Consider the following 3,572-nt stretch of genomic DNA (forward strand, 5'->3'; position numbering starts at 1 on the left):
CTCTGCACGCCAGACAGCGCGAACACCACAAGCTCCATGTTCCCCATGTGGAAGCCCCCGCCTCGTCCGTTCCGTGGACTCTAGCGACGAAACCGGCGCGGGCGGGTGAGGCGCCCCGCGACGGTGTGTCACAGACCTGCCACGCTGGACGATCCGGCTACCGTCAGCACGAGCGCGACAAGGGCACCGCGAACCACGCCGACCTCCGCCGCAAGCACCACGCCCTCACGTGTCGCGCGGCCCGGCGGGGTCGGCGGGGCGGTACGCCGCGACGGCGAAACCGAACGATACGGCGGCGGTGACCGCGAGGTACCCGGCCGGTGCCCACGGGGAGCCGGTGGTGTGGACCAGCCACACCGAGACGAACCCGGTCGTCCCGCCGAACAGGGCCTGCGCGAGGTTGTAGCTGATGCCGCCGGAGCTGTAACGGATGTGCGCGGGGAAGTACTCCGCGAGGGCGACGTACAGGGGTGCCGCCAGGAAGAACAGCGGAACCAGCAGCAGCATCTGGCCGGCCAGGGCGCCGAGGAAGCTCCCCGAGGCCAGCAGCCCGAACACGGGCAGTGCCAACACGGCGCCCAGGGCCAGACCCCACCGGATCATCCGGCCGCGGCCCCAGCGGTCCGACACCGCGCCCGACAGCGGGAACAGCACGGTGAAGGCGACCACGGCGACCGTGTTGCTGAGCAACGCGGCCCGCGAATCCAACCCGCCCACCGACCGCAGGAAGGTGGGGATGTAGGTCAGCAGCATGCCGTGGGCGACCACGCTGCCCACCTCGATTCCCGCGAACACGAGGATTGCGCGGCCATTGGTGCGAACTGCTTCACGCAGCGGTGCGCGCACGATCTCGGCGCGTTCGGCGAGCGCACGGAACACAGGCGTCTCAATCAGACGCGTGCGCATGGTCCACGCGACGATCCCGAGCGGCGCGGCCAGGAGAAACGGCACCCGCCAGCCCCACGCCGCCATCGCGTCGTCGCCGAGAACAGTGGTCAACGCGGTGACCACGGCCGAGGCCACCACGAAACCTGCCAGCACGCCCACGCCCCCGACCCCGCCATACCGGCCGCGGTGCGAGCGGGGCGCGTGCTCGACGACGAAAGAGGCCGCACCGACCACCTCTCCCCCGGCCGCCAGCCCCTGCAGCATCCGCAGCACCAGCAGCATCAGCGGCGCGAGCACACCGACGGTCGCGAACGTCGGCAACACCCCGATGCCGAAGGTGGCGACCGACATGAGCAGCACGGTCGCCACCAGCACCGGCTTGCGCCCCAACCGGTCGCCGAAGTGTCCCGCAGCGATACCGCCCAGTGGACGCATGAAGAAGGATGCCGCGAAGATGCCGAAGGTCGCGAGCAGCCCGGTTGCCCGGTCCAGCGGGTCGAAGAAGATGTCGGCGATCACGGGAGCGAGGTACGCGTACACACCGAAGTCGAACCACTCGATCGCGTTGCCGACCCCGCCTGCGATCATCGCACGACGCGGCGACCGCTCGGCGATCACGGTCCCACTCCATCAATTCGCCGGGGGTGCGATGGTGCGGTACCGCAGGACATGGGCTCTCCTTTCGCCACGCGAAACCTCGACCCGGGACCAACGCTATCCCGGATCGGCTCCACGCGGCGCCCCATCTTTTGACGCGCATCCCGCCAGACTCTGGCCGATCGCGATACTGCCTGGCGGCCGCATGAACAACGACACTGCGCGGCCCTGAAACATCGCCCGCAACGCCGTGGACCGATCCGCCGGCATCGAAGAAGCTGCCGGCGAACACCGGCGCGAGGTGCGTGTGGCGATCCCGACGTCGAACTACTCGGTCGCGGCCTCGATCCCGCCGCCGAACAGCACCTCTCGGCGCCCGGCCTCCGCACCCGCCACGTCAATCCGCGACGGGTGCGGAGCTTCGCTCCCGCGTAGCCAGCCCAGTCGCGTTCCGCCACCGTTCGTTGCTGTCCCCATCGGAAGAATACTGTGCCCGGACCGCGCCCGTGGTGGCCTACCTTTGCCATGTCGGTGATACGACACAGCCCGCGAACGACCGCGCCTCAGAGCGCGGGTCTGGGCCGTGCGCGAGGGAACGATACGCACGCGGACCGACGTGCGTTCATCTGGCGACAGCGACCTGCGTCAGCTGGCACGATATCCTTCGCCGCGTCCGACACCCTTCCGTTTTGACACCGAGTGCCACTAGCATGACGGGGTACTCGCACCCGATCAGTATCTGGAGGACAACGATGTCAGGGAAACTCGAGGGCAAGGTCGCACTCGTCACCGGCGCAGCGCGCGGTCAGGGCCGCGCCGAGGCCGTCAAACTCGCGCAAGAGGGTGCGGACATCATCGCCGTCGACATCGCCGGCCCCCTCGAATTCGTGCCGTACGACTCGCCGACTCCTGCCGACCTCGACGAGACGGTACGTCTGGTACAGGACCTGGACCGGCGCATCGTTGCGAGCATCACCGACATCCGCGACATGGACGCGCTGGCCACGGCGGTGGATGCCGGTGTCGCCGAGCTCGGCCGACTCGACGTCATCGTCGGCAACGCGGGCATCTGCATTCCGCAGACGTGGGATTCGATCAAGCCGGAGCACTTCAAGGCCATCATGGACACGAATGTGACCGGCACCTGGAACACCGTCATGGCCGGTGCGCACCACATCATCGCCGGCGAGCGGGGCGGCTCGATCATCCTCACCAGCTCGTACGCCGGTAAGAAGGTGCAGCCCTTCATGATCCATTACACGACCAGCAAGCACGCTGTCACCGGCATGACGCGAGCGTTCGCCGCGGAACTGGGCAAGCACAACATCCGCGTCAACAGTGTGCACCCCGGTGGTGTGATGACGCCGATGGGGTCGGGGAACATGCAGCAGGCACTGGAAGAGGCCGCCGCCACCAACCCGCCGCTGGGCGGCATGGGCACGCCTTTCCTGCCGATCTACGCCGCCGAAGCCGAGGACATCGCCAACACCGTCGCGTTCCTCGCCTCCGACGATGCCCGCCTCATCACGTCGGAGCACATCAGCGTCGACCAGGGCGCGCAGTATTTTTGATTCCCGGGTGCTCTGCGCACCAGCGGTGACGATGCCGCGGAAGGAAGTGAGGTCACTGTGAGCACGCTCTGGCCGTGGGCCAAGAACCCCTGGTTCGAAACCGTCCTCGAAGCCCAACGGCGCACCAAGGCGTTCCTGCCTCCGTCCGTGTACGCGGCGCTCGTGGCGGGGTCGGAGGCGGGGGTGACCCCCGCCGACAACACCGGGGCATTCGGCGAGCTCGAGTGGGCTCCGAAGGTCGCCGATCATCGCCCCGAACGCGACCTTTCCACGACGATCATGGGCGTTCCGGTGTCGTTGCCGGTGATGATCTCCCCCACGGGAGTGCAGGCGATCCGCCCCGAAGGCGAGGTCGCCGTCGCGAAGGCGGCCGCGAGCCGCGGCACCATCATGGGCCTGTCGTCGTTCGCGTCGCAATCGATCGAAGAGGTCGCCGCCGCCAACGAGAACACCTTCTTCCAGATGTACTGGACGGGAACACGGGACCAGTTGCTGCAGCGAATGGAGCGGGCGCGG

3 protein-coding genes are annotated in these 3,572 nt (G+C 68.3%); 2 read left to right on the forward strand and 1 reads right to left on the reverse strand.

All coding sequences use genetic code 11. The features are described from left to right. Positions 1-225: 225 nt before the first annotated feature. Complete coding sequence (locus ACK5KK_RS01765) at positions 226-1,506, reverse strand: MFS transporter (protein WP_416888373.1); 1,281 nt, start codon at positions 1,504-1,506, stop codon at positions 226-228. Positions 1,507-2,237: 731 nt separating this feature from the next. Between ACK5KK_RS01765 and ACK5KK_RS01770 the strand changes: the two genes are divergently transcribed. After that, entirely contained in the window at positions 2,238-3,056 is an 819-nt protein-coding gene (locus tag ACK5KK_RS01770; protein ID WP_416888374.1) for a mycofactocin-coupled SDR family oxidoreductase, read from the forward strand. Positions 3,057-3,113: 57 nt separating this feature from the next. Next, the coding region (locus tag ACK5KK_RS01775; protein ID WP_416888375.1) for an alpha-hydroxy-acid oxidizing protein at positions 3,114-3,572 on the forward strand (459 nt) is incomplete at its 3' end.

This window comes from Microbacterium sp. (assembly GCF_047972865.1).
GTDB lineage: Bacteria > Actinomycetota > Actinomycetes > Actinomycetales > Microbacteriaceae > Microbacterium.